Annotated in this window: 23 protein-coding genes and 3 tRNA genes; 1 reads left to right on the plus strand and 25 read right to left on the minus strand. The window is 60.8% G+C overall.

Annotated features, from left to right (window positions below; genetic code table 11):
* Nucleotides 1-54: 54 nt before the first annotated feature.
* The 3 genes from ACQRAJ_RS07955 to serS all read right to left on the minus strand — a co-directional run bounded on the left by ACQRAJ_RS07955 (nucleotide 55) and on the right by serS (nucleotide 2,039).
* Nucleotides 55-131, minus strand: a tRNA-Arg gene (locus tag ACQRAJ_RS07955).
* 74 nt (nucleotides 132-205) lie between these two features.
* The gene (locus ACQRAJ_RS07960; RefSeq protein ID WP_427729165.1) at nucleotides 206-583 is read right to left on the minus strand and encodes a hypothetical protein; all 378 of its coding nucleotides are present in this window, start codon (nucleotides 581-583) and stop codon (nucleotides 206-208) included.
* 172 nt (nucleotides 584-755) lie between these two features.
* Complete coding sequence (gene serS, locus ACQRAJ_RS07965) at nucleotides 756-2,039, minus strand: serine--tRNA ligase (RefSeq protein ID WP_427748300.1); 1,284 nt, start codon at nucleotides 2,037-2,039, stop codon at nucleotides 756-758.
* Between the two features lie 111 nt (nucleotides 2,040-2,150).
* Here serS and ACQRAJ_RS07970 point away from each other — a divergent pair, with 111 nt between their 5' ends.
* Nucleotides 2,151-2,324: a DUF6724 family protein gene (locus tag ACQRAJ_RS07970; protein WP_195838594.1), complete on the plus strand. Its 174-nt coding sequence runs from the start codon at nucleotides 2,151-2,153 to the stop codon at nucleotides 2,322-2,324.
* 156 nt (nucleotides 2,325-2,480) lie between these two features.
* Here the strand turns inward: ACQRAJ_RS07970 and proC are convergent, their stop codons facing one another.
* The 22 genes from proC to cpaB all read right to left on the minus strand — a co-directional run bounded on the left by proC (nucleotide 2,481) and on the right by cpaB (nucleotide 21,091).
* On the minus strand, nucleotides 2,481-3,251 hold the full coding sequence (gene proC, locus ACQRAJ_RS07975; RefSeq protein WP_427748301.1) for a pyrroline-5-carboxylate reductase: 771 nt from the start codon (nucleotides 3,249-3,251) through the stop codon (nucleotides 2,481-2,483).
* A gap of 73 nt (nucleotides 3,252-3,324) precedes the next feature.
* The gene (gene rlmH / locus ACQRAJ_RS07980; protein ID WP_370450649.1) at nucleotides 3,325-3,795 is read right to left on the minus strand and encodes a 23S rRNA (pseudouridine(1915)-N(3))-methyltransferase RlmH; all 471 of its coding nucleotides are present in this window, start codon (nucleotides 3,793-3,795) and stop codon (nucleotides 3,325-3,327) included.
* Nucleotides 3,796-3,801: 6 nt separating this feature from the next.
* Nucleotides 3,802-4,740: an SPFH domain-containing protein gene (locus ACQRAJ_RS07985; RefSeq protein WP_117848150.1), complete on the minus strand. Its 939-nt coding sequence runs from the start codon at nucleotides 4,738-4,740 to the stop codon at nucleotides 3,802-3,804.
* A 306-nt stretch (nucleotides 4,741-5,046) separates the two neighbouring features.
* Nucleotides 5,047-5,133, minus strand: a tRNA-Leu gene (locus ACQRAJ_RS07990).
* A 43-nt stretch (nucleotides 5,134-5,176) separates the two neighbouring features.
* A complete protein-coding gene (locus ACQRAJ_RS07995) occupies nucleotides 5,177-6,094 on the minus strand; it encodes a TatD family hydrolase (protein WP_427728401.1) in 918 nt (305 codons plus the stop codon).
* Nucleotides 6,084-6,944, minus strand: a complete 861-nt coding sequence (rsmA, locus tag ACQRAJ_RS08000; RefSeq protein WP_427748302.1) for a 16S rRNA (adenine(1518)-N(6)/adenine(1519)-N(6))-dimethyltransferase RsmA — start codon at nucleotides 6,942-6,944, stop codon at nucleotides 6,084-6,086. The genes ACQRAJ_RS07995 and rsmA overlap by 11 nt, the downstream gene beginning before the upstream one ends.
* 107 nt (nucleotides 6,945-7,051) lie before the next feature.
* Nucleotides 7,052-8,653, minus strand: a complete 1,602-nt coding sequence (metG, locus tag ACQRAJ_RS08005; RefSeq protein ID WP_427748303.1) for a methionine--tRNA ligase — start codon at nucleotides 8,651-8,653, stop codon at nucleotides 7,052-7,054.
* 69 nt (nucleotides 8,654-8,722) lie between these two features.
* Nucleotides 8,723-9,601 (minus strand): 16S rRNA (cytidine(1402)-2'-O)-methyltransferase, encoded by an 879-nt coding sequence (gene rsmI, locus ACQRAJ_RS08010; RefSeq protein WP_427748304.1) that lies wholly within the window; start codon nucleotides 9,599-9,601, stop codon nucleotides 8,723-8,725.
* Nucleotides 9,602-9,607: 6 nt separating this feature from the next.
* A complete protein-coding gene (locus tag ACQRAJ_RS08015; protein WP_427728410.1) occupies nucleotides 9,608-10,669 on the minus strand; it encodes a glycoside hydrolase family 5 protein in 1,062 nt (353 codons plus the stop codon).
* A 603-nt stretch (nucleotides 10,670-11,272) separates the two neighbouring features.
* Nucleotides 11,273-11,345: transfer RNA gene (locus tag ACQRAJ_RS08020), tRNA-Phe, on the minus strand.
* Between the two features lie 158 nt (nucleotides 11,346-11,503).
* Entirely contained in the window at nucleotides 11,504-11,863 is a 360-nt protein-coding gene (locus tag ACQRAJ_RS08025) for a DUF192 domain-containing protein (RefSeq protein ID WP_427748305.1), read from the minus strand.
* Entirely contained in the window at nucleotides 11,860-12,336 is a 477-nt protein-coding gene (locus tag ACQRAJ_RS08030) for a hypothetical protein (protein ID WP_427748306.1), read from the minus strand. The genes ACQRAJ_RS08025 and ACQRAJ_RS08030 overlap by 4 nt, the downstream gene beginning before the upstream one ends.
* The gene (locus tag ACQRAJ_RS08035) at nucleotides 12,336-14,501 is read right to left on the minus strand and encodes a hypothetical protein (protein ID WP_427728417.1); all 2,166 of its coding nucleotides are present in this window, start codon (nucleotides 14,499-14,501) and stop codon (nucleotides 12,336-12,338) included. The genes ACQRAJ_RS08030 and ACQRAJ_RS08035 overlap by 1 nt, the downstream gene beginning before the upstream one ends.
* The gene (locus ACQRAJ_RS08040; protein ID WP_427748307.1) at nucleotides 14,473-14,982 is read right to left on the minus strand and encodes a TadE/TadG family type IV pilus assembly protein; all 510 of its coding nucleotides are present in this window, start codon (nucleotides 14,980-14,982) and stop codon (nucleotides 14,473-14,475) included. Before ACQRAJ_RS08040 ends, ACQRAJ_RS08035 begins: the two co-directional genes overlap by 29 nt.
* On the minus strand, nucleotides 14,945-15,163 hold the full coding sequence (locus ACQRAJ_RS08045) for a hypothetical protein (RefSeq protein ID WP_154517649.1): 219 nt from the start codon (nucleotides 15,161-15,163) through the stop codon (nucleotides 14,945-14,947). The genes ACQRAJ_RS08040 and ACQRAJ_RS08045 overlap by 38 nt, the downstream gene beginning before the upstream one ends.
* A 1-nt stretch (nucleotide 15,164) precedes the next feature.
* Nucleotides 15,165-15,395 (minus strand): hypothetical protein, encoded by a 231-nt coding sequence (locus ACQRAJ_RS08050; RefSeq protein ID WP_154517646.1) that lies wholly within the window; start codon nucleotides 15,393-15,395, stop codon nucleotides 15,165-15,167.
* 293 nt (nucleotides 15,396-15,688) lie between these two features.
* A complete protein-coding gene (locus ACQRAJ_RS08055) occupies nucleotides 15,689-15,922 on the minus strand; it encodes a hypothetical protein (RefSeq protein WP_427719148.1) in 234 nt (77 codons plus the stop codon).
* Nucleotides 15,923-15,932: 10 nt separating this feature from the next.
* Nucleotides 15,933-16,574, minus strand: coding sequence for a type II secretion system F family protein (locus ACQRAJ_RS08060; protein WP_427728421.1), 642 nt, complete (start codon nucleotides 16,572-16,574; stop codon nucleotides 15,933-15,935).
* Entirely contained in the window at nucleotides 16,571-17,497 is a 927-nt protein-coding gene (locus ACQRAJ_RS08065) for a type II secretion system F family protein (protein ID WP_427728423.1), read from the minus strand. The genes ACQRAJ_RS08060 and ACQRAJ_RS08065 overlap by 4 nt, the downstream gene beginning before the upstream one ends.
* Nucleotides 17,470-18,798 (minus strand): CpaF family protein, encoded by a 1,329-nt coding sequence (locus ACQRAJ_RS08070; RefSeq protein ID WP_427748308.1) that lies wholly within the window; start codon nucleotides 18,796-18,798, stop codon nucleotides 17,470-17,472. The genes ACQRAJ_RS08065 and ACQRAJ_RS08070 overlap by 28 nt, the downstream gene beginning before the upstream one ends.
* Nucleotides 18,795-20,432: an AAA family ATPase gene (locus ACQRAJ_RS08075; RefSeq protein WP_427748309.1), complete on the minus strand. Its 1,638-nt coding sequence runs from the start codon at nucleotides 20,430-20,432 to the stop codon at nucleotides 18,795-18,797. The genes ACQRAJ_RS08070 and ACQRAJ_RS08075 overlap by 4 nt, the downstream gene beginning before the upstream one ends.
* Entirely contained in the window at nucleotides 20,432-21,091 is a 660-nt protein-coding gene (gene cpaB / locus ACQRAJ_RS08080; RefSeq protein WP_427719097.1) for a Flp pilus assembly protein CpaB, read from the minus strand. Before cpaB ends, ACQRAJ_RS08075 begins: the two co-directional genes overlap by 1 nt.
* Between the last annotated feature and the right edge of the window lie 20 nt (nucleotides 21,092-21,111).

The raw sequence follows: 21,111 nt of genomic DNA on the forward strand, positions 1-21,111 counted from the left end.
GTGCATGGCTTCCAAAAAAGAAAAGCCCCCGTTGCCGGAGGCTTCAAGTTCGATTGGTGCGGCGTATAGGATTCGAACCTATGACGTTCTGATTCGTAGTCAGACCCTCTATCCAGCTGAGGTAACGCCGCAGCGCAAGACATATGAAACCATTTTAGTTAATTGGAGTCAAGCACAATCTTGATTTTTTTCTAGACCATTTTCCTCATGCAGCTCCGCATGTATCACCGTTTCCCATACGATCGATCGGCTTTTCAACCACATCGAACCCAACACCGAGATCCCTCAATAGCGAGCGCACCCGCTGGGCGCAATCATACTCGGCAAACGAGATACTCAGCATGCGTGCCACCTGGTTAGAAGTCCCGACTCCATAGAACCGTTCGAGTGTTGTAAGCCCTTTGTGCGTCACAAAGGTCTCAACTACATGTGGTGACTCCTCAAAGCACCATTGGGTCAACGGACCCTCGCTCGTTTGCCTCACCACCAAGCCACCCATACCCGATGGCTCACACGTAACTAGCAGGTGCTCCCCACCTTCATCGCTCTCAAACAAAACTACCCGCTCATCAAACAGGTCCATCACATCCCCTTCTCTCGCTCGTATCTAGTAAAAGCATAGCAGGTAGACGACCGTATACAGAACATTTGTTCGTGTATTTTCTATTGAGCTGTCCGCGCGGCATGGTAAGGCTCCGCGCACAAAAAAGGCGCCCCGGATAGGGGCGCCCCCGAAAATCGCTTATGCAGCAAACCTACGCGACCGGCTCGATCTTCTCGAGGCCGCCCATGTAAGGACGCAGAACCTCGGGGATCGTAATGGTGCCGTCGGCGTTCTGGTAGTTCTCCAGAATGGCGGCCATAGTGCGGCCAGCCGGCAGACCGGAACCGTTAAGGGTGTGCAGGTAGCGCGAGCCCTTGAAGTTCTCGGGATCGCGATACTTGATGTTGGCGCGGCGAGCCTGGAAGTCGCCGCAGTTGGAGCAGGAGCTAATCTCCTTGTAGGCGTTGTAGCTCGGCAGCCAGACCTCGATGTCGTAGGTCTGACGGGCAGAGAAGCCCAGGTCGCCGGTGCACAGGCTAATCACGCGATACGGAAGACCCAGCTGCTGAAGCAGGAACTCGGCCTCGGCGGTCATGCTCTCGAGCTCCTCGTCGGACTCCTCCGGCTTGGCAAACTTGACCATCTCGACCTTGTCGAACTCGTGCTGGCGGATGATGCCGCGGGTGTCGCGACCAGCGGAGCCGGCCTCCTCGCGGAAGCAGGGGGTGAAGGCGGTGTAGCGGCGCGGCAGGGTGTCGGCATCGAGAACCTCGCCGGCGTGCAGGTTGGTAAGCACGACCTCGGCGGTGGGGATCAGGAAGTTATCGCCCGAGACATGATAGGCGTCGTCCTCGAACTTGGGCAGCTGGCCCGTGCCAAACATGGTCTGGCGCTTGACGACGATGGGCGGCCACCACTCCTTAAAACCACGGCTGGTGTGCGTATCGAGGAAGAAGTTGATGAGGGCGCGCTCCAGACGGGCGCCGGCGCCACCGAGAACGGTGAAGCGGCTACCGGAGAGCTTGTTGCCGCGCTCGAAGTCGAGGATGTCGAGGTCGGTGCCCAGATCCCAGTGCGGTTTAAAGTCGAAGTCGAACACGCGCGGGGTGCCCCAACGACGGCGCTCGATGTTCCCGTCCTCGTCCTTGCCGTACGGGGTGGCCTCGCAAGGAATGTTGGGCAGGTGAGCCATAAAGTCGTACTGCTCCTGCTCGAGAGCGGTGCGGCGCTCGGCCAGACCGTCGATCTTCTCGTTGACGGCGCGCACGGCCTCCTTGGCGGCCTCGGCCTCGTCCTTCTTGCCCTCCTTCATCAGGGCGCCGATCTTCTTGGACTCGGCATTACGCGTGGCCTGGAGCTCCTCGACCTCGGTGATGACGGCACGACGCTCATCGTCGAGCTCAAAGAACTTCTCGCGATCCCAAGACGTCTGGCGGTTAGCCATGGCGGTATCGATGGCATCGGGGTTCTCGCGAACAAACTTGATATCAAGCATTAGATCCTCCGGCGATATACATTCCATTTAGGTTGCAACCTTGTACATGTATGGGCAAGTATATACTTATGAGCGTTTACGACCCAACTCAACTACGCAAGAAGGCACCCAATGGACGCAGTTTTTTCCTTTTTGTTTGGCACCCGCACCGGTTTTGCCATCCTTTTCGCCGGCGGCATCCTGCTGTTTGCGATTCTTGCCTTTGTAATGGAGAAGCGCACCCATAAGCTCTACGTCGACCGCGGGCCCAAATCCGAAGAAGATCAAGACAGCTTCTGGGACTAACCTGCCATTTAGGGACAGGTTTATTTTGGTCGGTTTTATCTGGGCAAACGCAAGCACCCCGCAACCGGTATCAACCCGGTTGCGGGGCGCTTTTCGCTATAGAGATAAAACCGCAGGAAAAACCTGCCAAAATAAACCTGTCCCTAAATGGCAGGTTTACTGAAGGGTGGCGTCGATGGCCTTGACCAGGGCGCTGCGCATGCCGGCGTCCTCGAGCGCGACGACGCCCTTGATGGTTGCGCCGCCGGGCGAGCACACGGCATCCTTCATCGCCGCAGGATGCTGCCCAGTTGCAAGCTGCAGTTTCGCCGTACCCAGAACCATCTGGCTCACAATGCGATAGGCGTCGGCGCGCGGAATGCCGTGCTTGACGGCCGCGTCGCCCAGGGCCTCAATCGCCATGGCAACAAATGCCGGGGCGCAACCGCCCACGGTACCGCCCACAAACAGCAAGCTCGTATCGAGCTCAACGACAGTGCCAATCTTTCCGAGCAGGTCGAGCACCACGGCACGCTGCTCGCCGTTGAGCGTAGAGGACTTCTCGCAGGCGATGACGCCCTCGCCCACCGAAACCGGTGTATTGGGGACCGTCGAGATGTGCGCGACACCCGGCAGAACCTGCTCCCACTTGACACTGTCCCAAGTCCAGGCGACCGAAAGGACGACCTTATCGGCAAGAGTATCCTTGAGCGGAGCGAAGACCTTCTCGATCATGTACGGCTTGACCGCAGCAACCACGATATCGGATACAGCGACAACCTCCGCCGCATCACGACAGGCAAGTATCCCACGCGCCTCACAGCGCTCAACCAGGGCATCGTAGCGGCCCGCGCAGGCACACATGTCGCTCGCAGCCACACCGGCGGCAATCCAGCCATCGGCCATAGCGCTCGCCATATTGCCAAAACCGACAAATCCAATCTTCATATCTCATAGTCCTCTCAGACAGGTTCTTCAAATCGAGAGCTATTGTCCCACGGCATTGTTTCGTATTGCCGACCTATTTGTGATACGGCTCGCCACGGCTAATCTTGCAGGCGCGGTAGACCTGCTCCAGCAGCACCACGCGCGCCAAGTTATGCGGCAAGGTAATGCGTCCAAAGCTGAGCATTTCGTCAGCTCGTGAGCGAACATCGTCGCTCACGCCGTCCGATCCGCCAATCACAAAGGCGATGTCGCTGTTGCCTCGCAACATAAGATCATCGAGCCGCGCCGAGAGTTCCTCACTCGAGCGCTCTTTGCCCTCAATGGCCAACAGGATCACATGCGCTCGGGGCGGCAGGGCTGCAAGAATCGCCGCTCCCTCCTTGTCGCGCGCGGCATCCACGCCGCCCGCCTTGGCCGGGTCGATATCGGCCACCTCACGCATATCCACCTTGGCATAGGCGCCCAGGCGCTTGGTGTACTCGGCGCAGGCATCCTTCCAAAAACGCTCTTTGAGCTTACCGACGCATACAACGGTGCACTTCACGCGCGCCTACTCCTTCGAATCGTTTTGAACTTTGCCGGCGGTCAGCATCTGCTCGAACATAGAGGCCGACTGCGAAAAGTCGCTCGGCAGCACGACCGTCGATGTTTTACCCGTGCGAGCGAACTCCGTCATCATCTCGGACCATTGCGTAAACATGAACAGCTGGTTGGCCTCATCGTTGCCGACGCCCGTCTCCTGGATAATCTCGAGCGAATCCTTGATACCCAGCGCGATGGCCTTGCGCTGGTTGGCGATGCCTTCGCCAGCCTTTTCCATTGCCTCGGCTTCGGCGGTCGCCTCGGTAACGCGCTTGATGCGGTCGGCCTCAGCGAGCTCCTGCGCAGCAGCGCGCTTACGCTGGGCGGCGTTGATGTCATTCATAGAGTTCTCGACCTCGGTCGGCAGCGCGATCTTGGTGATGAGCGTCGACACGAGGGTAAAGCCGTAGGCGGCCATCTGCTCGGATACGGTGGCGTTGACGTCCTTGGCGATGTCATCCTTCTTGGCAAAGACCTCATCAAGGGTATAGACAGGGATGGAAGAGCGCAGGGCATCGGTAATGAAGTCGCGCATCTGGTCGACGGGCTCCTGCAGCATGTAGTAGCTCTTGTAGATGCCCGAATCTGCCGGGCCGGCTCCCATGTCATAGCTCACGTGGTACTGAGCAGAGACCTCAAGGCCGATAGTCACGTTGTCCTGGGTCTTAACGTCGATCCCAAAACCGTTTTTCATGGTGCGCAGACTCACCGTGGCGGCCTTGCGGTCGATCACGGGCACCTTCATGTGGAAACCCGCGTTGACGATGCGGTTAAACTTGCCCAGGCGCTCGATGATCACAGCATGCTGCTGTTCAACGACATAGCAGGCGTTGGGAAGCAGTAGCAACAAAATGATGATGGGAAGTAGAAGGCTCGTAAGGGCAGCGATAATACCGGATAACAGCATGGTCTCTCCTCCGATGGGCACACGTTGGCACTAGGATACCCGCACAAAGCAGCCATGTGACACCATCAGGAGGCCCATAACAAAAAAGCTCCCATTGCTGGGAGCTCTTTCAATCAATGGTGCGGGCGAAAGGACGTCCGCGTATCCGCTGCGCGGATCCGCACCGGCTTCGCCCGCCTGCCGGCGGACTCGCCAGCTCGCTAAAAACGCTCCGCGTTTTCTTGACGCTCGCTCCTTCGCAGGTTCAAGTCCCTGCGATGGGCCCATAACAAAAAAGCTCCCATTGCTGGGAGCTCTTTCAATCAATGGTGCGGGCGAAAGGACTTGAACCTTCATGGGGTTGCCCCCATACGGACCTGAACCGTACGCGTCTGCCAATTCCGCCACGCCCGCGTGCAGGAATTAGAATAACGGAGCGCCACCGTGAACGCAAGAACTATTTTTGAAAAAGTTTGCGGGCATTTTCCCAGGCGGCTCGAGCGATTGCCTCGGCGTTCTCGCCGGTACGATCGACACGGTCGTTAACCAGCGCGTTTGCCGTGATGGAAATCATTGCCGGCTCACACTCAAGACCGCGAATGGGCTCCGGAGCCATATAGGGACAATCCGTCTCGAACAAAATTCGATCGAGCGGGGTTGACGCAAATGCCTCGCGCACATCATTGTTGCGCTTAAAGGTGGCCGCGCCGCCATAGGCGATATAGCAGCCCAAACCCACAAAGCGCTCCATCGTGGCGCGATCCTCGCCAAAGCAGTGCAGCACGCAACCGGCCTGGGGCACACCCACCTCGCGCAGCACGTTGTACGCATCCACATGCGAGGAGCGCTCCCCATCCGCGTCCTCGTGGCGCAGATGCAACTCCACCGGCACATTGCGGCGTACGGCAACTTCGAGCTGACGTGCCATGCAGTCAATCTGCACGCTGTGGGGCGCCGGCGCGATGTCGTCGTCGTAATCCATGTGGTAGTCCAGACCGATCTCGCCGATACCGACGCATAAGGGATCATCAAGCGCAGCAACGACCTGTGCATGAATGTCATCGGTATAGTCCGGCGCGCCATAGGGGTGCACACCGGTGAGATACTTTATCTGCGGAATCTCGCACATCGGCAAAATCTCGCGCACCAGCCAGTCGCTATAGTCCGTCACGCTGCGTTTGTCGGCAATGGGATCAAAGATCGTCACCAACAGGTCGACGCCTGCAGCCTTGGCGCGCACAAGCGTCTCGGGTACTTCCTTGCCCCAAAACGAGAGCAAGTGCGCATGCGTATCGGCAAGCGGCGCCAAGGGCACAGGGCAAGCAACCGTTTTCTTTTTCTTGGTAAACGTCACGCGCTCGTCATTAGGCATCATGGATTAGCTCCTGAGCCAGACGGACAAAATCGGCAACGCCAAGCGTCTCGGCGCGTGTGGTGGGCGCGATGCCGCAAGCCTCAAAGGCGGCATCGAGCGCGTCCTTGGCAAAGCCGTTGGCGCTCATGGAATTGCGGATGGTCTTGCGACGCTGAGCAAACGCAGCGTCAATCACGCGGGCCACAAACTCGCGATCAAGCCCCTCGGGCGCTACGCCGTCGACACGGTCGATGCGCACGACGGCCGAATCCACATGCGGCGCCGGCATAAAGCAGCGCGGCGGCACCTCAAAGCGACCCGTCACCTGCGCATACAGGCCGAGCTTTGCCGTATAGCCGCCGTAGGTCTTGTTGCCCGGCGTTGCGGCAATGCGATCGGCAACCTCCTTTTGAACCATGACGACGGCGCGTTTGAGCGCGGGCATCGTCTGGAAGAACTGCAGAATGATCGTCGCCGCCACGTTATAGGGCAAGTTCGCGACAAATACCGTCGGCTCACCGCCCGCGGCCTGCTCAATCTGCTCCGGGCACACCTTGAGCGCGTCGCCCATGATAAAGCGGAAGTTGGCATAGTCGGCGGCATGGGCATCGAGCACCGGCTCGAGCTCGGGATCGGCCTCAATCGACGTGACGCACGCCGCCTCCTGAAGCAGCGCAAGCGTGAGCGTTCCAACGCCCGGACCAACCTCGAGCACGCGCTCATCGCCCGCAAGTTCGGAAAGCTCGCAAATACGCTCGATCACATGGTTTTCGATCAGGAAGTTCTGGCCCAGGCGATGCTTGGTCGCAAGGCCAAACTCCTCCAGCAGCTCCCTTGTTGCCGTGGGGTTTGCCAAAGGCGAAGTTGTCATAGTTGCCTCCTTAGCATGGTGGCGGCGTCTTGAAACAAAAGGGCATGGACCGTTGCGGCCATGCCCTTACACCTAAACAGCAGATTGCCGATATGGCGCGCGGCGTCTTAACCCAGACGCGGGAACAGCGGCTCACCCTTCTCGACGGGCTGACCACCGGCAAGCAGACCCCAAGCGCAAATGCCCTTGAGGTCGTCGCTCGCGGCCTCGTCCTCGCACGACAGGCGGCGCAGGGCCTCGGTAGAAGTCTGGGGCATGAGCGGCATCAGCAGGTGAGCGGCAATGCGGATGGCCTCGAGGAGGTTGTAGATCACAAACGCCAGCTCGTCGGCCTTGGCCTCGTCCTTGGCAAGTGCCCAGGGCTCGGAGTCCTCGATGTAGTGGTTGGCGGCGTGGATGAGCTCCATAACCTCGTCTTTGGCTCCACCGTAATCGAGCACGTCCATCTTGGCCATGTAGCGCTCGGCCAGGCCATCGGCAATCTTTGCCAGCGGGTTATCGAACGCATCGAACGATGCGGGCTTGGCGGGCGCGCAACCGTCAAAGTACTTGCCGCTCATGTTGAGCGAACGCGAGATGAGGTTGCCCCAGCTGTTAGCGAGATCGGCGTTGTAGACCTGCTCCATGCGATCGAAGCTGATAGCGCCGTCGGTGCCGGGGGCCACGTCGGTCATAAAGTAGTAGCGATAACCCTCGACGCCCAGCATGTCGATAACATCCTGCGGGGCAATGGCGTTGCCACGGCTCTTGGACATCTTCTCGGCCTTGCCAGTCTCGGCATTGCGCACGGTCAGGAAGCCGTGGGCAAAGACGTGCTCGGGCAGAGCCTCGCCAATGGCCATGAGCATAGCGGGCCAAATGACGCAGTGGAAGCGAATGATGTCCTTGCCCACAATGTGGAACTGCGCAGGCCAGCGATAGGCCAGCTCGGCACGGGCCTCGTCGGTGTCGACACCGTAGCCGACAGCCGTCATGTAGTTGAGCAGCGCGTCGAACCACACATAGGTCACATGGCCCTCATCGAACGGAACCTGGATGCCCCAGTCAAAGCTCGTACGGCTCACGGAAAGGTCGTTGAGGCCGCCCTCGACAAAGCTACGCACCTCGTTCATGCGGAATGCAGGCTCGACGAAATCGGGATGCTCGTCATAGAGCTTGAGCAGCTTGTCCTGGAAAGCGGAAAGCTTGAAGAAGTAGGACTCCTCCTGCACGCGCTCGAGCGGACGATGACAGTCGGGGCACAGGTGCTGGCCGACGCTGCCGTACTCCTCGTCACCCTTCTGGACCTGCGTGTCGGTAAAGTAAGTCTCGTCAGGCACACAGTACCAACCGTCGTAGCTGCCCTTATACAGGTAGCCAGACTCCTTCATGCGCTCCCACAGATACTGCACCGCATGATGCTGGCGCGGCTCGGTGGTGCGGATGAAGTCGTCGTTGGAGATCTCGAGTTTGCTCCAAAGCTCCTTGAAGTGCGGAGCCTGGCTGTCGGTCCACTCCTGCGGCGTCATGCCATGCTTGGCTGCGGCCTCGGCGACCTTCTCGCCGTGCTCGTCCATGCCGGTCAGGAACTTGACGTTATAGCCGGCGGAGCGGCGATAGCGAGCCTGGACGTCGGCGATGATGGTGGAATAAGCCGTGCCCAGATGCGGATCGGCATTGACGTAGTAGATGGGCGTCGTGATAAAGAACGAAGGCTTGCTTTGATCCATGGGGTTTGTCCTCCAGAAAAACGTTGCATACAGGGGATGATTCTAACGCAAGGGCTGGATATCCTCCATCTATTGCATATTGAGCACCATGGCATAGACATCGCGTTTGCGGCGTGAATACTTCTGAGACAGGCGCTTGGCCACCGCAGAGGCGGGCTCCCCCTCCTCGAGCGCGACGCGGATATCCTCGCGCAGGGCCTCGTCGGGATCCGCTGCCGCTGCGCCAACCGGCACAATGCCGGCCTCCTCATCTTCACTCGGTGGCGCAATGACCAGCGCAATCTCGCCCTTTACTTCGCCGCGAGCACGCAGCCCCTCGGCAAGCTGGGCGGCGGGCCCGCGCAAGACCTCCTCGTGCAGCTTGGTGAGTTCGCGGCAGACGGCAACCTCACGCTGGGGAAAGACCTCCGCCACGGCCTCGAGCGTCGCCACGATGCGATGTGGAGACTCGTAGAAGATGAGCGCGCCGGGCACCACGGCAAGGCGCTGCAAACGGCGCACGCGGTCGCCGTGCTTTCGGCCCAAAAAGCCCTCGAAGAAAAAATGCTCGCAGGGAATACCAGACGAAACGAGCGCTGTGACGCAAGCAGAGGGCCCGGGAATAACTTCGACGGGCACATCGGCCTCACGCGCCGCCTCGACCAGCGCTTGGCCGGGATCGGACACGCTCGGCATGCCGGCATCCGAGGCAAAAGCAAGGGTCTCACCCGCCAGCAGGCGGTCAACCAGGCCGGCGGCGCGGCTGGCGATCACATTCTCGTCGCAACGGACAAGCGGCTTGGAAATGCCCAGATGCATCAGCAGCTTTGACGTCACACGCGTGTCCTCGCAGCAGATCGCATCGGCGGCGGCAAACGCCTCGCCAACGCGCGGAGACAGGTCGCCCAGGTTGCCGATGGGTGTTCCGACCACATAGAGTTTGCCCGTATGGGCGCTGTTTTGCGTCATATCAACCTATTCAATCATGCCGCGCTCGAGCGTACCGAGCGCCGCGCGGGCGTCCCATGCTGCGATGCGTTTCTCGGTCTTCCACGTTTGGAAGAACCAACCGGCAGCCGGCGCAAACGAAGCCAGCTGATTGGCGATAAACACGCGCTCGTAGGCATTGCGGCCCTCGGGCGTAACCGACGAGTTGGCAAAGATCGCCGCGCCCGACCATTCGCCCACCAGCACGGGGAACCCAGTTGAAATCGCTTCTTTAAGCTCGCGCTTGTTACGCGAAATCGCCGTCGTCAGCCCGCGGGGGCTCGTGATGTCGAGCGCATGCTCGTCGCGGTAATGGTACAGGTGAAGGTCCATGTAGACGTTCTTGTACTTGGCGCCGCGCATAAAATGCTTCCACTCGCCGGGATGTCCCGACGACGAGAAGACGACGATCTTATCCTCGGGCATATACGAACGGACGAGCTCGTAGGCATCGCGATAGAAGTTGCGCAGGTAGTGCGCCGGAATGCCATCCGTCATGGTAAAGAGACTCTTGCGGACACTCATCTGCGGCGTATCCAGCAGCTCAATGCCCAGCAGGCTCTCGGCTTCGCCGTAGCGATCGGCCAAACGCTCCAGCACGTCGAGCGCAACGTGACGACCGTTGGTGGACGAATGCCACTCGGCAACAGCCTCCGGCGTGGTGGGCGAATCGTTGGAATCGCCCTGGCCACCGGGCACAGTCGCTAGATCGAGCAGCACGCGAATGTCGTACTTCGCAGCCCACTCAATTGCACGGTCAATGTAGTCGATAACCGAAATGTAGGACGCATCGGACTCCTGCGAGCCAAAGGCATACCAGGGCACCGGCAAACGCACGGCATTGAGACCAATCTGCGCCATACGGCGAAAATCATCTTCGCTTACGAATGTCTCATAATGGCGACGCATGCGCTCGTTATAGGCAGCAGTGCCCATGGCTTCTTGCAGTTCCGCCGCATTGGACGCACCTGTCGCCGCGTACAGCGACGGGGTCACCCAAGGCTCGGGAATAAACCAGCCAGAGAGATTAACGCCGAGTATCCTCTCCATCACGGCCCCCTTCGAATCGTGCAGGGCGAACCCGCATCGTATTGCATAGGAAAAGTATCGTTTTGAGTATACCCGCGCACACGGACAGCCGATCGAACGGTCTGCAAAGTGGCGCAAAAGTAGGAGTAATGTCTGGGCGGGCACACCCGAGATGGTACGCCAAGATGTGCACGCGCGCCGAAGGCAGGCGCCGGAAGGCGCATCCCGTTTTTTTGCTCAATAATGGAATGCATTTTCCGCCAGCAGGCCCAACCGGAAAGCATGTCCCGTAATTTCACGTCATTCCGGGTCGCATTTTCCCAAGCGCCCCTAAAGCGGAAAGCGCATCCCGCTCAGGATTGAAATTCTGGGATGCGTTTTCCGCGGGTCCACATAAAAGAAAAGGACCCCTTTGCAGAGGTCCTAGTCAATTCAAGGTGGCGGGGAAGGGAATCGCGTCCGCGCGCTGCGCGGACGGACCGCTGCGGCGCTTGCGCGCCTTGCGAGCTACGCTGGCAAACGCTATCGCGTTTCCTCAGCTCCGCGCCCTCGCGGGGTTCGATTCCGTGCGGGGGCTACATAAAAGAAAAGGACCTCTTTGCAGAGGTCCTAGTCAATTCAAGGTGGCGGGGAAGGGAATCGAACCCCTGACACGAGGATTTTCAGTCCTCTGCTCTACCAACTGAGCTACCCAGCCATTTGAGGTGTGCCTTGTTTCAAGGCTTGATTAGTATAACCAAGGACGCGCTCCGGTCAACCGAGAATTTGAAAAAAGTTTTTGGACGCCGCCTCGGTTCTGTAAAGCAGCACGTCAGAGACATCAACCGGCCGCAAGAAGTTTTTCGCCCAGGGCCTTCAAGCCTGCACTCGTTGCAAGACATCGGGCGATACAAGGATTGAAGGGCGTTCCAGCACCGCCCAAGCACCGGGACAGGAGCACATGCGCCAGGGGCGGACATTTTCGTAGCGTGCAAGGATATTGCCGCTGCAATCAATAAAGGCAATGTCGATGGGATAAGCCATAAAACAGGTGTGGACCGAAGAGCAGGACGGAAACGCCATGACGAGCGGCAGTCCGTCAGCCGTAATCGGCACGCGGCCCAGCATGCCGCGCAAGCGTGCGCCAAACGATTCTGCCACCATAAACTCTGCCGGCGACCAACCGAGCCTATTGAGCGCACGCGCGTAGGCGATATAAGACAAGACGGCGCTCACATGACCACCCCCGGTCGCCACGGATCGACCGTAACCGCGCGCTCGTGCGACAGCTTCGCCGGCGTCCCCAGAGAAACGCCGGCAATGCTAAGCAATCTAGGCCACGGCTCATAGTACATGACGCAGGCATAGGTCCTAAACGTCCCGGACAGAGAGAGCAAGCCGCCGTCAGACGACGCCGAGCTCTGCTCGCTCGAGACCTCGACCTGCAGATCATAGCCCTGCATAGCCGCCTGAATCTCGGACTGGACACGCACCGAGGCATCGGCAGAGCTCTTGTCGCCCTCCCCTTCCGGCGCCACGGCGTGCGCCAGCACGATATCGGGCACCACGCGATCGAAGCGCGCAACGGCGCCGGCAAAGACCATGACGTTGTACACAATGAGCGCAAGCGCCAGCAAAACGGGAGCGACCACGGCCATCTCGACCGTCGCCTGGGCGCGCTCCTCGCGCAGACGCATGCGGATACTCATTACGACCCACCGCCCAGAGCGCCAACCAGCGTGGCGACATCGACGGTGAGCGGGATGGAGCCGCCGCCGGGCAGAGGAATCTCCGCAAGTGTGAACACCGTACCGCTAATGGTGCGTTCGACTTGATATTCCAACGCCTCGCAAAGCGCCTTGGGATCGGTCACGCCCAACGGAATACTTCGCAGTTTGTCTTGCGCTTGAGAGAGACCGGCAATGTCAGACCCCGGACTCTTAATGACGTTAGCGGAATCGGTCAGCACCGGCTTTCGCAGGCGCAAGTCGCACGGTTCCAAACCCAGCGCCGCCACGGACGCCGAAACGGTATCGCCGAGCCACGATGCAATGGAGCCCAACGCGCCGCTGCCCCCTCCTAGGTCTTTAATCATCTCGTCCATAAGTTCGTCGGCCGAACCTTGGATGTCTCCGTATCCCACAAGCAGGCGTCCCCAAACATCCATGACGCCATCGAGTACGCCGGCAACGCCGCCCGAGCGCTCTTCCAGTGTCGAGAAAAACCGCGAGAGCACGTTGTTTTGCGCCGCCGCGTTGTCGGGAGCCAAGACCGCGGCAGAGATTGCGCCGCGACTGCCGAGCGTAACCGGCTTATTGAATGAAGAGTCGAGCTTACCGGGACTGGTCATATCGCCCGAGACCGCAAAGGCGACCACGCCGTTTCGGCCGGGCGGGGCGATACGCGGCCGCTCGCCCGAAAGCGCCTTGATGGCCTGGTCAAACGCATTACCCGCGCGATCGGCCTCGTCCTCGGTCTGACGCATAAGCTCGAGCTCTTTGTTGCGACATTCGACGTATTCTTCCAGAGCCCTTTTAAACTCGTCAAAGTGATACTCGAAGCCGTTTTCGATAAATGATGGAGGCATGAGGGCGCGACCCAGGTCAACGACGTCAAATTGGCACTCCTCGCACACATCGTGGCCATCGTAATCGACGACGGATGCCAACCCGCCCGGCGACCCATTCTTATAGTTGGGGCATCCGGTCCCATAGTGCAGGTATGTCTTGCCACCAATATCACTCGTAGGCCACATGGCATCGGTGTAGAGCTGGGTTCCCTTCACCTCATCTGGAGTGCGTGGCAGGAATGGAATCTGGGGTAAGATTTTTTCACCATCATCTTTAATATACGAGTGATCGAGTTCTTCGATTGCATAAGCGTAAAACGCTTTGCGCGCGACAGACTCCGCCTCCATCTCTACACCCCCACCAAGCGGCCTTTCATTCGCCAGGCGCCGGCGGTAATAGGTCTTCGCACGATTTAGGGCGATCTGCGGCTCCCAATCGATACTCGAAGTATAGTGGCGGTTTTGTTCACCCGATAGCTTTGCCAAGCTCCCCGCACGCTCCCACATACATGAGTACTTGCCAATCGCATTCTCATCCGATCCGCCACAGTCCGCAAGCCAGGCGCGCTCTTTGGCCTTCGCCGTATCCTCAGAGGCCTTCTGCAGCTCCACAGCTGCGCGGTCTAAATCTTCCGACGTCTTTTTAATGGCATCGGTCGAGATTTCTGACCCCTCGAGCGCAACAAAGTCCGACTCCGATGTCCTGGGCACGGCGAGCGCTGTGCCGGTATAGGTCACGTTATCGGTATCCTGCGCCGAAACAGCCTGCGTAGCTCGCGCGGCAACCAGATATGGCAGAGCCGTTTCGACTTTTTGCAAACCCTCCGACGCACTTTTGGCAAACCTATTGCGCGTTTTAATAATCTCAATCCCGGTATCGACCATATCGCTTGCGGCTATTTTCCCACCCGGCACCAGCATGGCAACCAAGCCGGTGCCGATTGTGGCAAACCCCGCCAAGCCCAAGCTCAAAATGCTCGCATCCACCACCGTGGCCGCTGTATGGTAGGACGATATCACGTTGGCACCTGCCAGAGCACCGCTATCGGCCGCCACCTGGGTATCCCCGGCACGCGACATACTCCATATCGCCGCCGTCGACGAAAACAGCAGCGTAAGCACCACAAGTATGACGACCGCCGAAGAAAGCGTAGTGTAGGCACCGTCCTCGATAAACAAGTCGATACCGGAGCGGCCCATGAAGCCGCCCCGCTTGCGGCGGGCATTCGACCGGCAACGGCACACGAGCCCTCGCATCATTCGCAGCAGGCGACGCCTAATCCCACGCGGCAATCCACGAATCATAGTCTCCCTCCAGCCATCCGGGACGCGATCGGTACGAAACGTCGACTTTCAACTCAACATTTCTTCCTCCCCCCACATTGCCCATGGCCTGCGCGAACGCGCCGATCACGGGCAGCGGCTTTACATCACCCGCGATAGATACAGACGAAACGCCCCCTGCGTCCGCTCGGCCAAGCTCGATATCCCACGACAACGGTCCGCCGGCGTGAAAGATCGAGACATCGGGCACCGCGGCGAGACGGCGGCGGGCAAACTCCTTGAGGTCGTCGTCCTCCGCCGTCGTCGTGGTCATGAGCCGCGCCGTCTCGGCGGCGGCAGACTCCATGACCGCACGCGTATAGAGCAGGCACACCGGCTGCAGCGCAAGCAGGATGAGCGTCAAAAACGTCGGCAGCAAAAAAGCGGCCTCGACCGTAGACTGCGCCCGGTCCTCGCGCGCGATATCAATAGAGCGCGATGTCTTTGGCGCCTGCGGCGGCATCGATAACCGATGTCGAGGCGACGCCATGGGACGCCGCCCGTGCAGCCAACGCCGCCAAGCGTCCGTCGGTGCCGGCGCGCCAAAGCCCCGCAATCGCCAGCACGATGGAAAGCAGCGCCATGGTGACGATGGCGTACTCAACGGTCGATTGGGCAGACTCCTCGCGCAAAACGTCAAGCATTTCACGATCCCTCCTTTGACCCCGATGCTTGCGGAACCAAGCGCACCGCGCGTAAGCGGCACGAGGCGTCTCCGGCATCCGCGGCAACCGTCACCATGTCGACCCAGCCGCGCCCATCGCGCACGATGGCGCCCCATACGTTGCCCTTGATGTCGAGGTAACCGCTTAGAGCGAGCTGGGCTGTGGGCACCTCGCGATAGACACGCAACAGGTCCGCGGCAGCCTCGGTCATCGGTCGCTCCTCGGCCCATGTCAGCCGGACTGCGACTGCGTTGTCCTCAGATGGACCCGCCGCAGCATCCGCCCGTTCGTCGAGGGCGCGCAGAAAAGTTTGTGCCGTGACGGCGGCATCCCTGTCGGCCGTGTCCCGCGCTTTGTCATCGGGAGGCGCCACCGCGCGCGAGCTCCCATCCGCGACGACCCCAGAACGCTGCTGTCGCACGGCATTCAGCCCCCAGAGCGTCGCCGCTATCGCCACAATCAGGCAAGCGAGCACCAGCAGCACGCCAACAGAATGCCCGCCTTCTACAGGCTGTTGATGCCGTCTTTGATCGCGTTCCATAGCTTTTCGACGTTGCCCTTAAATGCAACGATGGCAATGATCGCGATTACCACGAGCACGCCGACCAAGATGGCGTACTCGGTGGTACCCTGCGCGCTTTCCTCCTGCACCAGCGCCTTGGCACGTTGACAGGAACGCATTGCACGGTAAAGCGTCCGACTCCAAACCCTACCCATAACGTCAGCCATTTTGTTCATGTATTCCTCCCTACATCATCCCGCCTGCTCCCAGCAGCGGGCCCAATATGGATAACAGCAGTGCCGGCAAGATGAGCGTGCCGGTGGGAATCAGCAGCTTGACGGGCGCTCGTTCAATCTCGCGCTCGACCGCGGCACGATGGGCGGCGCGGATCTCGCGACTTTGGGCAGCAAGGGTCTCGGCAAGCGGGGCACCCAGGGCGAGCGCTTGACCCACCGTAATGGCAAAGGTCTCGAGCGCCCGCACGTCCAGGTCCTGCGCGGCCGCCAACAACTCGTCCTCGCGCGCTCCCACGCCCACCTGCCACGCCATGCATGCCCGTTCAAGCCGAACAGTCAGCGCCGATCGACGATTGGCGCAAAAGATCTCGAGCGCCGCATCGAACGAAAGGCCGGCGGAAAGCCCCAGGCGCACCACATCAATCATCTCGGACACCTCACCGAGCGAAACCTGCGCTGAGTTGTCCACGCCAAATGCGCCCCTCACCCACGCAATAGCGGCATCGATCACCGAATGGGCCGCAGCAACGACTAGCACCGCCTCGCCCCTGAAAATCTCCATGGTCTGGCGCACATCCGAGCGCTCCAGGCCCGTCGCGACAAATACGCCGAAGGCGCACAGGCAAGCCGTGGCGGCAACCAGGGCGCTCACAGCTCCACCCGCATAATGCGCCGGATAACCACCAGGGCGACGCCGTTAAGGGCAAGCCCCAGAACCACGGCGCCGGCGCCTACCGGCGTTGCGAGACCGTAGCGAAAATCTGCCGAAAGCAGGGCCAGCACCGCGCACATACCCGCCGGCATCGCCGCGACCATATGCGCCGACATGCGCGCCTGCGACGTTTTGACATCCAGGCGGCGCTTGAGCTCAATACGCTCCCCCACCATGCTCGACGCCTCGGACAGCAGATCGGCAAGCGGGGCACCGGTCCGCTGCGACACCTTGAGCGCCAACGTGACAAGCGAAAGCCCGGGGGCGTCGATGCGGACAAGCAGGTCGTCGAGCGCATCGGCAGCCGAAATGCCACAGTCGATCGCCGCCGCTACCCGCAGAAACTCGGTATGCACCGGCTCTTGCGCGTGAGCGCCCACAAACCGCATGCCCTGGGCCAGCGAATGTCCCGAGGCAAGCGACATGGAAAGTGCCGTAAAGGCCTCGGGCATGGCTTCCTCCACATCGCGCTGCTCGCGTCGGTGGTCAAAGATGTCGCGTGCGGCGCCGGCGGCAAAGGGCGCAACCGCCCCCAAAACAAAGCCGATGGGCGATAGCGACACCACGGCAAGCGCAAGGCAGCAGACGCCACTCGATAGCAACAGGAACGCTAAGCGTGAAGCATCATCCTCAACGACAAGACCGATGCGGCGCACGGGAGCCAACGATGCCCACGAACGGGCGATCTTTTTTAGCAGATCGTTTTCCACCAGCTCACGCGGCAGCTTCTCTGCCGCCGTCTCGAGCGTCTGGCGCACCAGCTCCGCCGGCGGCACCCTCGGCACATGAGGCTCCACTCCGCATACCGTCGCGACCGAAAACCCGGCAAGGCCCCCTACGACGAGGGGCACAACGACCTCCATTCGTCCACCTCCTCCTGTGTAAGCGTTCCCGAGCGCAAGCCCTCTGCGATAAACGGCGGCTCGCGGTTGAGGGTCCAGGTACGCTCGGCGGCATCGAAGGTCACGTAGCGCTCGAGTTCCACGCCACCCGACGCGCCGCGTCGCACCCCCGAATAGGAGGACACAAAACGCCGGCCGTCCGCATGGCGCTCGGACATCACGATGCCGTCAAGCGCCATAGCGATTTGTTCCTCGATAAGCTCGCTCGGCAGATCGATGCCATAGCGCGCAAGCAGCGTCAAACGCACCACGGTCTCTTGCTCGGTGCCCGCATGAAGCGTGGTGAGCGACCCGTCGTGGCCCGTGTTCATGGCCTGCAGCATGTCGCAACATTCCGCACCGCGTACCTCACCCACCACAATACGGTCGGGACGCATACGCAGGGCGTTGGTCACCAGGTCGCGGATTGTCACCGCACCCTCACCCTCAATTGAAGCCTCGCGCGCCTCCAGGCGAACCACATGCGGGTGATGCGCGAACTTGAGCTCGGCGGAATCCTCGATCGTCACGATGCGCTCGCCGGTAGATATCTCGCACGATAGCGCGTTGAGCAGCGTAGTCTTGCCCGACCCCGTACCGCCCGCAACCGCCAAATCTTGGCGCAGCGACACCGCACACGAAAGCAGTTGCGCATACCAAAGCGGCAGCGACCCCAGGCCCACAAGCTCGTCCAACGAACAGATGCGATCCGAGAACTTGCGGATAGTGAGGATCGGCCCATCGATCGCCACGGGCGGAATCACCGCGTTGACGCGATAACCTGTCTTGAGGCGGGCGTTGACGATGGGACTGCGCTCGTCGATACGCCTGCCCAGCGGCGAGATGATGCGGTCGATGAGCACGCGAATCTGCTCGTCATCCTCAAACGCATGCTCGATGGGGTATAAGACCCCGCCGCGCTCAAAGAAAGCCGAGCGGCAACCGTTGACCATAATCTCGGTGACGGTGTCGTCCTCGATGAGCGGCTGCAGCGGGCCCAAGCCCACCACGTCATCCAAGATCTCGTTGATGATGGTCTCACGCTCGGGCGTCGCCAGGTCGGTCGGTTCTTCCACGTTGAGTGCCGCCTCCACCGCAGGACGCAATTCCGAGCGGGCAAGAACCGGATCGATGTAGGCACTGATGCGTGCCACCTCGTCGTAGCCCACGCGGTCCATCACGGCCCGCTTGGTGCGGCACTTGACCGCACGGCGCCGTCCCACATCGACAGGTGCCGTCGCCGCTGCCGCACCGGCTGCTTTAATTCTCGTTTGCAGGCTCATCGGCAATCACCCTCACGCGACCAGGGAAGGCGGATGCGCGGGCGTTCGGTGCGCGTTGCACGGTCGGCGACCATATCGCTCCAAGGGCCGACGGCGCACCCCAGTTCCACGAGCATCTCACGCGTGGCCTCGCGCACGCTGGTCGCAAAAGCGCTGGTCTGCCCCACTGCCTCGTCAGCGCGCCCAAACGCCATGAGCGCGGCGAGATCCTGCCCGCCATCGGCGATACGAATCTTGGAGCTCAACGCACAGGCAATCTCAAAGCGCATGGCGACATCCTCGTCCGCCCCACGCGCGCCAAATCGGTTGAATACGGCGCTCATGCGCGTGCGCGGCACGCCCACACGGCTCGCCAGCTCAATGACGCGCGCTGCAGACGTCGCAGAAGAAACTGCCGCATCACCCACGACAAGGCAACGGTCGCACGCTGCCACCGCAGCCGCCACGGCATCGCCCCAAAAGACCGAGGTATCGATAAGGACCACGTCGGACTCACGACGCAAGATGTCGAGCAGCAGCTCTACCGGACGCGCCATGAGCTCGGCGCGCTCGGGCGCTGCGACAGGCCCCCAAAGCGTAACGCCTGGGGCAACGCGCATCGATGCAGCGACCACGTCTTGCTCCGCAAGTGCGCCCGCGACCGACGGCTCGATAAGTGTCGCCATGTCATGCGGGGCATCGGCGCCCAGCAAGTCGTAGAGATTTCCAAACATTAGGTCCAAATCGAGTACGGCAGCTCGCAGACCCAGCAACGAAGCGGCATGCGCCATCGTGGCGACAATCGTCGATTTGCCACAGCCGCCCGATCCCGAGACGGCGCAGATGACCGGAGCTCGATGCGACGTCGACGCAGTGTCTGCCAGCGGTGCAGGGGCTGACGACGTGGGCGGCAACGTCCCCGTCTCGCCAGCCGCACCCAAGTGCTGCGTCCACGCCGGCACGGCAGGCTGTTCAAACGGTAGGCGCGGAACTGGGGATTCCGCTGTCACGTCGACGTGCGGACCATCACCCGCGACAAGGCCCTCGACCTCATCGAGTCCATCGGCCAGGCTCACGCCGTGCACGTATCCCATATCTACGGCCAGGAGGTCTTCGCCATACGGCACCGACGCTCCGACGTCACCACATGCAAGGGGGCCCGGGGGGCGCCGAACATGCTCGGCTTCCGCTTTCCCATAGTCATCAACACGCGGGCCTCTTGTAGCGCGAGGCGCCCCGGGTTCCCTATCAACAAAAACATCGGGCTCAGGCGACACGCCCCAATCGGAATCAACCGCTCCCTCGCCCACATGTCCGCTGCCGCATATGCTGTGCGCAGCGATGACCTCGGTCGCCCCCGCGCGAAACAGTCCCTCGATATCCGACGGATCGAGCGCCTCTATCAACACGACGACGCGGCTCACGCGTCCTTCGGCAGTCAGGCGCGCGACGGTCTCTCGCACATCTTTAGTATCAAACAGGGATGCCGCGATAATGGCAGCGCCACGGCGCGAAGGAAACGCCCGAGTCATAGACACCAACCCGTCTAGGTCGCCCACGCGAAGCACCTGCGCGCCTGCATCGCGGCCCTCGACTTCCTGCTGCAGCAGTCCGTAATCGCCACACGCGCAGCACGCAAGCCAGATCGCTTTCATCACTCGTCGCCTCCGCTCTTTTTGCCGCGTGCCGTGGCGGGAATCGTCAAGCTGACCGTTCCCTTGCCCGAAGCTCCCAGCAATTCCTTGACGTCTTTGGGGTCGGCCGCCAGCGTCACCCACTCGACCTTGCCTTCGCGCGTGGCACCGGCCTCGTCGCTGGTATCGATCACATACGCGCCGCACAGCCGGTCGGTCACGCCGTCTTTTTGCACGTACACATCCACGTAGCTGCCCACGCCTGCGGCTCCGCCCACCGAATGCTCGGCATCGACCGCCACCGAAACGGCAACCTTGCCCTTGGGCACCTCGAGCGTATGGCTCTCGGCTTTGGTGTAGACATCGCAGACCACGGCATTTTTGGGAATACGCGAGGTCGTCACGTCGCCACGCACCTGGCGCAGCTCGGTCGCCGCATCACGCGGCAGCAGGCTCGCGAGCCACTCTTGGGTTACGACATTGGTCTCGTCGAGGGTCTCACCCACATCGATATCACGTGCGGCAACGCAAACTTCGACGCGATCGCCGCCGTATTTGGCCAAGGTTTCGGCCTGGGCCTGCTCGGCCCGCGAACGAACCGATGATCCGTAAACCATGCAGAGTGCCGCGGCGAGCACACCCGCCGCCAGACTAATGGCGATGCGCTTGCTCTTGTTCACGGCAGCTCCTCTCAAGACAG

The organism is Collinsella sp. SGI.184, assembly GCF_050313415.1.
Taxonomy (GTDB): domain Bacteria; phylum Actinomycetota; class Coriobacteriia; order Coriobacteriales; family Coriobacteriaceae; genus Collinsella.